Below are 7,027 nucleotides of genomic sequence, written 5' to 3'. Positions count from 1 at the left end.
CGCCAGGGGCTCGGTGGGCCGGGCGTGGGTGATCTCCGCCGGGGGCCGCGCGGCCTTCTGCCCGGCCTTCTCCGCGGCGCCGGCGTGCGGCATGGCTGTCGCCGCCGCGGCCTGCTCGGTGTGGTGATCGGGCGTCGCGGCGGCCAGTGGCTGGATCTCTTCTGGCAAGAGCGCTCCTCATGCGGATCCAGGTCCCCCGGTCAGGCCCGGACCTCCATGGTATCGACCTCGGGCGTCCCTCTCGCCCCAGGACCGGGGCTCCTCCGAACGCGGGACGGGCACCTGGTTGTTCCCGGGTGCCCGTCTGTTCGTACCGACGTCGTGCCGTGTTGTCCAGATATTCCGCGCCGCGACTGGTCAGAGCTTGATCAGCGCGTCCAGTGGGGCGCCCCGGAGCTCTGGTTCCAGCCGGCGCCGGCCGGCCAGAAAACCGAGTTCCATCAGGACCGCGACGCCCACCACCTCGGCGCCCGCCCGCCGGACGAGCTGAACGGACGCCTCGGCCGTACCGCCGGTGGCAAGCACATCGTCGATGACGATGACCCGGTCGCCCGCGTCCAGGTCCTCGGCGTGGACCTCCAGCTCGGCGGAGCCGTACTCCAGCTCGTACGCCTGCGACAGCGTGGCACCGGGGAGCTTGCCCGCCTTGCGTACGGGGATGAAGCCGAGGCCCGCCTTGACCGCCACCGGGGCGGCCAGGATGAAGCCCCGGGCCTCCAGGCCGACGACCTTGGTGGCGCCGTGCCGTGTGCACAGCCCCGCGAGGGCGTCGGTCAGCGCCGTGAAGGCCTTCGGATCCGCCAGCAGCGGGGTGATGTCCTTGAACATCACCCCGGGCTCGGGGTAGTCCGCTACATCACGGATACGGCTGAGCAGCAGCTCCCGGAGGCTGTCGTCCGTCACCTGCGCCTCCCGGACGGGCGGCCACCAGCGCCGCGGCCTCGCGGGCCGGCCGCCGCGGCTGCGGCCGGGGCCGCCGCCTCACCGGGCTCGGTGTCCTCTTCGGTGTCCGTGTCGGCCGGACCGTCGGCCGCTTCGCCCTTGGCCGCCGCGGCGGCCCGCTTGTTGAGCACCCGCTTCTTCAGCGCCTTGATCTGCGGGTCGCGTTCCTTGAGGTCGGCGACGAGCGGGGTGGCGATGAAGATCGAGGAGTACGCACCGGCGGCGAGGCCGACGAAGAGCGAGAGCGAGATGTCGTTCAGCATGCCGGCGCCGAGGAAACCGCCGCCGATGAAGAGCAGACCGGCCACCGGCAGCAGCGCGACCACGGTGGTGTTGATCGAACGGACCAGGGTGCTGTTGATCGACCGGTTCGCGATCTCGCTGTAGGTCCAGCGGGTCTGTTTGGTGATGTCCTTCGACCCCTCCTTGAGACTGTCGAAGACGACGACGGTGTCGTAGAGGGAGTAACCGAGGATGGTGAGCAGACCGATCACCGTACCGGGCGTGACCTCGAAGCCGACGAGGGCGTACACACCGACGGTGATGGTGAGGTCATGGATCAGGGCGATCAGGGCCGCGACCGCCATTCTCCATTCGAAGGCGATCGCCAGATAGATCACCACCAGGATCATGAAGATCCCGAGACCCGTCCATGCCTTGTTGGCGATCGTCTCGCCCCAGCTCGGTCCGACCAGGTCGGCGTTGATCTTCGCCTCGTCGACCTTGAGGTCCTCGGCGAGCTGGGTCTTCACCGCGTCGGCCTGCTTGGTGTCCAGTTCGGTGACCTGGATCCGCAGTCCGCCGTTGCCGAGCTGCTGGACGATCGCGTCGTGCCCGGAGGCCTTTTCGGTGTCCTCCTGGGCCTGGGCCACCGAGACGCTGGTGCTCGGGACGGTGAAGACGGCACCGCCCTTGAACTCGATGCCCATGTTGAGGCCGCGTACGGCCAGGCCGACGATGGCCGTGATGGTGATCAGGATCGAGATCCCGTACCAGATCTTCCGCTTGCCGACGAAGTCGTAGCCGACTTCGCCACGGTAGAGCCTGGCGCCGAGTGCGCCGAGTCGCGACATCTCACGCCTCCTTCGGTTCGGTGGGGGCGCTTGCACGGCGGGAACGGCGCAGCGGCGGCTTGGCGCCGAGCCGCTCGGGGTCGAGACCGGACCAGGAATGTCCGCTGGCGAAGAACTTCTTGCGGGCGAGGATCGTCATCACCGGCTTGGTGAAGAAGAACACCACGACCACGTCGAGGACGGTGGTCAGACCGAGGGTGAAGGCGAAGCCCTGGACCTTGCCGACGGTGACCAGGAAGAGCACCGCGGCGGCGAGGAACGACACGAAGTCGGAGACCAGGATCGTACGGCGGGCACGCGGCCAGGCGCGCTCGACGGCCGGCCGGAGCGTACGGCCCTCGCGGATCTCGTCCCTTATCCGTTCGAAGTAGACGATGAACGAGTCGGCGGTGATACCGATGGCGACGATCGCTCCGCAGACCGCGGGCAGGTTCAGCGCGAAGCCGATACCCGGGCCGAGCAGGGCCATGATCGTGTACGTCATGACCGCCGAGGCCGCGAGGCTGAGGATGGCGATCAGCGACAGACCGCGGTAGTAGGTCACCAGATAGATGACCACCAGGGCGAGGCCGATCGCGCCGGCGATCAGACCGGCGTGGAGCTGCTCACCGCCGAGCGCGGCGGTGACGGTTGTGACGCTCTGCTCCTCGAAGGTCAGGGGCAGCGCGCCGTACGACAGGATGTTGGCCAGGTCCTGGGCGGACTGCTGGGTGAAGCTGCCGGAGATCTCGGCGCTGCCGCCGAGGGTCTGGCTCACCGAGGGCGCCGAGACGACATTGCCGTCGAGGACGATGGCGAACTGGTTCATCGGCGGCTGCTGCTGGGAGAGCTTGCCGGTGATGGACTGGAACTTCTTGGTGCCGCCACCGGTGAAGTCCATGGTGACGATCCACATGCCGCGCTGGGGGTCGAGCACGCCCTTGGCGTCGTCGACGTCCGTGCCCTCCAGCTCGGCGGGACCGAGGATGTACTTCTCCCACTGGTCCCCGGAGTTCTTGCCGCAGGCCACGATGGTGTCCTTGGGCGCTGCTCCCTGGTTGGCCTTGGTGCGCTGGGCCTCTTTGGTGCAGTCCAGGTCCGTGAACTTCTTCTCCAGCGCGGCGGTGGCCGGGTCCGCGGACGGTGTCGCGGCCGGGTCGGGGGTCGCCGGGGCGCTGGGCGAGCCCGAGGCGGAGCCGGTCGGGGTGGGGTCGTCCTTCTTCAGGGCGTCGGTGACGGCCCGGCCCTGGGTGGTGGCGCTCGACGACGGGGTCGCCGACGAGGAGGGCTCGCTCGCCTTCTCCCCACTGGCCGAGGTGCTCGGCGAGGGGCTGCCCGAGGGGCTGGGAGAGCCGCTCGCGGTGGGCGCCGGAGCGGTCTGGCCCCCGGCCGCGACGGTCAGCACCGGCCGGAAGTAGAGCTGGGCGGTGGTGCCGACCTGCTCCCGGGCCTGCTTCTCGTTCGTCCCCTTGGGGATGTTGACGATGATGTTCTCGTCACCCTGGGTCTGGACCTCGGCCTCCGAGACGCCAAGGCCGTTGACACGCCGCTCGATGATGCTGACGGCGGTGTCCATGTTGGTCTTGTTGATCGCGTTCGGTTTGCCCGGTGTGTTCTTCGCCTGGAGCGTGATGCTCGTACCGCCGGCGAGGTCGATCCCCAGACGTGGCGTGACATGACCGGACCAGAACATCCCGCCCGTGAGGGCGACCATGGCAATCAGGAACAGTGCCAGGGTGCGGCCCGGCCTGCCTGGGGACCCCGCTTGCCTTCGGCCCTTATTAGGTGCTGCCACCTTCTCGATTCTCCCTGTCCAACCGCCCCACGCCGGGTGTGCGCCGGAGCGGCCACGAAGTGTTGTGGGGACCTGCCCCAGCGGAAATCAGCACGGACCGTGCTCCTCGGGCCGCGGTACGGCCCGCGGGCGCGGCCTGACTACTTCGCGCCGCCCTCGCCGTCGGCCTTGTCACCGGTCTTGCCGGACGTGTCCTCGGACTTCGCGCTCTTGGCGTCCTTGACGTCCTCGGCGTCGTCGTCCGCCCCCGTGTCCTTGACCAGATCGATCTTGGCGTCGTCCGTGGCGGCGGTGGCGTCGGCGTCGATCAGTGAGGAGGCGTCGTCCGGCACGACCGTACCGTCGGCCGCGAGGGCGTCGTCGCCGTGCACGATGCGGTTGTACTCGTCGTCGTCCAGGACGGCTCCGATGGCGTTCTTGGCGTAGACGGCGTGGACACCGGGAGCGACCTCCAGGAGGACCGTGTCGTCGTGCACCTCCTTCACGGTGGCGTACATGCCCCCGATGGTGCGGACGCCGGTGCCGGGCTGCATGTCGTTGCGCATCTGCACAGCGGCCTGCTGCTTCTTCTTGGCGGACCGGGTCATCAGGAACATGGCCCCGATGAGCACGATGAAGGGGAGGAGGGTCACGAGACTCACGGGAGGGAACTTCCTTCGCACGACCGCCTGTCGAGCGGCCTGTCATATACGGGGGTGGGCACGCCGACCTGTAGGGGCGGCATCGGCGGAGTCTAAGCGAGTCCGCGTCGTTGGAACAACGCCCGGCACCGTACGCGGGTTCCTGGCCGGGCGTGCGGCTTCGCGGTCACGTCCCGAACAGCCCCTGTTGTCCGCCCGCGCCGGGTGCGCGCTCCGGTGGTACGAGCCCGAGGTGGGCCCACGCGGCGGGGGTGGCGATCCGGCCGCGGGGGGTACGGGCGAGCAGGCCCTCCCGTACCAGAAAGGGCTCGGCGACCTCCTCGACCGTCTCACGCTCCTCCCCCACGGCCACCGCCAGGGTCGACAGGCCGACCGGTCCGCCGCCGAAGAGCTTGAGGAGGGCCTGGAGCACCGCCCGGTCCAGCCTGTCGAGGCCGCGCGCGTCGACCTCGTACACCGCGAGGGCCACCGCGGCCACCTCGCGGTTGATCTGTCCGTCGGCCTTGACCTGGGCGTAGTCCCGTACCCGGCGCAGCAGCCGGTTGGCGATCCTGGGGGTGCCGCGGGAGCGTCCGGCGATCTCCGCGGCGCCGGCGGGGTCGATCTCCAGGTCGAGAAGCTGGGCGGAGCGGTGGATGACACGCTCCAGTTCGGCGCTCTCGTAGAACTCCATATGGCCGGTGAAGCCGAACCGGTCGCGCAGCGGGGGCGGCAGCAGTCCGGCCCGGGTGGTGGCACCGACCAGGGTGAAGGGCGGCAGCTCCAGCGGAATGGCGGTGGCGCCGGGACCCTTGCCGACGATCACGTCGACCCGGAAGTCCTCCATCGCCATGTAGAGCATTTCCTCGGCGGGCCTGGACATCCGGTGGATCTCGTCCAGGAAGAGGACCTCGCCCTCCTGGAGGGAGGAGAGGATCGCGGCGAGATCGCCGGCGTGCTGGATGGCGGGGCCCGAGGTGATCCGGATCGGGGCGTTCATCTCGGCCGCGATGATCATGGACAGGGTGGTCTTGCCCAGTCCCGGCGCCCCGGAGAGCAGCACATGGTCGGCGGTGGCGCCGCGCGCGAGGGCCGCCTTGAGCACCAGGTCGAGCTGTTCGCGGACGCGCTCCTGGCCCACGAACTCGTCCAGCGACTTGGGCCGCAGGGCCGCCTCGACGGCCTGGTCCTCGCCGTCCGCGGAGGCGCGGACGAGCCGCTCCGCCGCGGCGTCGGGCGTCTCGCCGCCGGTGTCGTCCCAGTTCACTCTCTGTCTCACCTCGGGGTAGGGCCTTGGGGGCAGGTCCTCGAAGGGCCGGTTGCGGTCCGGCCCGGTCGGGGCGCGCTCCGGTCGGCTAACGCGTTCTGTTCAGGCTCTGGAGCGCGGCGCGCAGCAACTGCGGTACGGGAGGCTGGGCCCCCTGTGCCAGGGCGGCTTCGGCCTGGGGTGTGACCTGCGCGACCGCTTCGTCCGCTTCGCGGGGGGCATAGCCGAGGCCGATCAGCGCGGCGTGCAGTTGCTCGTGCCAGGAGGCGGGGGCCATGGCGGCGGCGCCCTGGCGGCCGATGACCGTACCGAGCGGTTCGCCGAGGCGGTCCTTCAGCTCCAGCAGCAGCTTCTGGGCGCCCTTCTTGCCGATGCCGGGGACGGCCGTGAGCGCCTTCTCGTCACCGGTGGAGACGGCGATGCGCAGGGCGTCCGGGGTGTGTACGGCGAGCATCGCCTGCGCCAGCCGGGGCCCGACGCCGCTGGCGGTCTGGAGCAGCTCGAAGACCTGCCGTTCGTCGTCGTCCGCGAAGCCGTAGAGGGTGAGCGAGTCCTCCCGCACGACCAGGGACGTGGCCAGCTTCGCGGGGCGGCCGATCTGGAGGGAGGCGAGGGTGCCGGGGGTGCACTGGACTGCCATGCCGACACCGCCGACCTCGATGACGGCCGTGGTCGGGGCGAGCGCGGCGACCGGGCCGCTGACGAACGCGATCATCGCGGGGCCTTCCGTACGGATGTGCTGGTGGGTCCGGCGGCGGGGACCCGGGCGGCGCGGGCCGCCGCCTGTGCCTGCTGGAGCCGGTTGATGGCGGGCGCACGCCAGAGATGGCAGATGGCGAGGGCGAGGGCGTCCGCGGCGTCGGCCGGCTTCGGCGGGGCGTCGAGGCGCAGCAGCCGGGTCACCATCGCGCCGACCTGGGCCTTGTCCGCCCGGCCGCTGCCGGTGACGGCGGCCTTGACCTCGCTGGGGGTGTGCAGTGCGACGGGTATGCCGCGGCGCGAGGCGCAGAGCATGGCGACGGCGCTGGCCTGGGCGGTGCCCATGACCGTACGCACATTGTGCTGCGCGAACACCCGCTCCACCGCTACGAGTTCGGGCCGGTGCTCGTCGAGCCAGGCGTCGATGCCGCGCTCGATGGCGACCAGGCGCTCGCCGGTCTCGGCGTCGGTGGGCGTACGGACCACGCCCACCCCGAGCATCGTCAGCGGACGTCCCGCGGAGCCCTCGACGACGCCGACACCGCACCGGGTCAGTCCGGGGTCAATGCCCAGCACCCGCATCGTGCCCTCCCCTCGCTCCCACCCCGTGGTCGCCCCTGTGCCGCCACGGATGATCAGCGCTGCTCAGCAC

At 70.5% G+C, this 7,027-nt stretch carries 7 protein-coding genes; all 7 read right to left on the bottom strand.

The window, feature by feature from the left end:
• Window positions 1–357: 357 nt before the first annotated feature.
• Window positions 358–903 (bottom strand): adenine phosphoribosyltransferase, encoded by a 546-nt coding sequence (locus WH07_RS23225; protein ID WP_046503362.1) that lies wholly within the window; start codon window positions 901–903, stop codon window positions 358–360.
• Window positions 900–2,015 carry a protein translocase subunit SecF gene (gene secF / locus WH07_RS23220; RefSeq protein WP_046503360.1) on the bottom strand — a complete coding sequence of 372 codons (1,116 nt, stop codon included), beginning with the start codon at window positions 2,013–2,015 and terminating at the stop codon, window positions 900–902. Before secF ends, WH07_RS23225 begins: the two co-directional genes overlap by 4 nt.
• Window position 2,016: 1 nt before the next feature.
• Entirely contained in the window at window positions 2,017–3,789 is a 1,773-nt protein-coding gene (secD, locus tag WH07_RS23215; protein WP_046503357.1) for a protein translocase subunit SecD, read from the bottom strand.
• Window positions 3,790–3,929: 140 nt separating this feature from the next.
• Window positions 3,930–4,430 carry a preprotein translocase subunit YajC gene (yajC, locus tag WH07_RS23210; protein WP_046503355.1) on the bottom strand — a complete coding sequence of 167 codons (501 nt, stop codon included), beginning with the start codon at window positions 4,428–4,430 and terminating at the stop codon, window positions 3,930–3,932.
• A gap of 166 nt (window positions 4,431–4,596) precedes the next feature.
• Entirely contained in the window at window positions 4,597–5,676 is a 1,080-nt protein-coding gene (ruvB, locus tag WH07_RS23205; protein WP_046503352.1) for a Holliday junction branch migration DNA helicase RuvB, read from the bottom strand.
• An 88-nt stretch (window positions 5,677–5,764) separates the two neighbouring features.
• Window positions 5,765–6,391, bottom strand: a complete 627-nt coding sequence (gene ruvA / locus WH07_RS23200) for a Holliday junction branch migration protein RuvA (RefSeq protein WP_046503350.1) — start codon at window positions 6,389–6,391, stop codon at window positions 5,765–5,767.
• Entirely contained in the window at window positions 6,388–6,957 is a 570-nt protein-coding gene (gene ruvC / locus WH07_RS23195) for a crossover junction endodeoxyribonuclease RuvC (protein WP_046503347.1), read from the bottom strand. The genes ruvA and ruvC overlap by 4 nt, the downstream gene beginning before the upstream one ends.
• Window positions 6,958–7,027 lie beyond the last annotated feature (70 nt).

Source organism: Streptomyces odonnellii (genome assembly GCF_000981895.1).
Classification (GTDB): domain Bacteria; phylum Actinomycetota; class Actinomycetes; order Streptomycetales; family Streptomycetaceae; genus Streptomyces; species Streptomyces odonnellii.
This window is presented reverse-complemented; position numbering and strand designations above follow the sequence as displayed.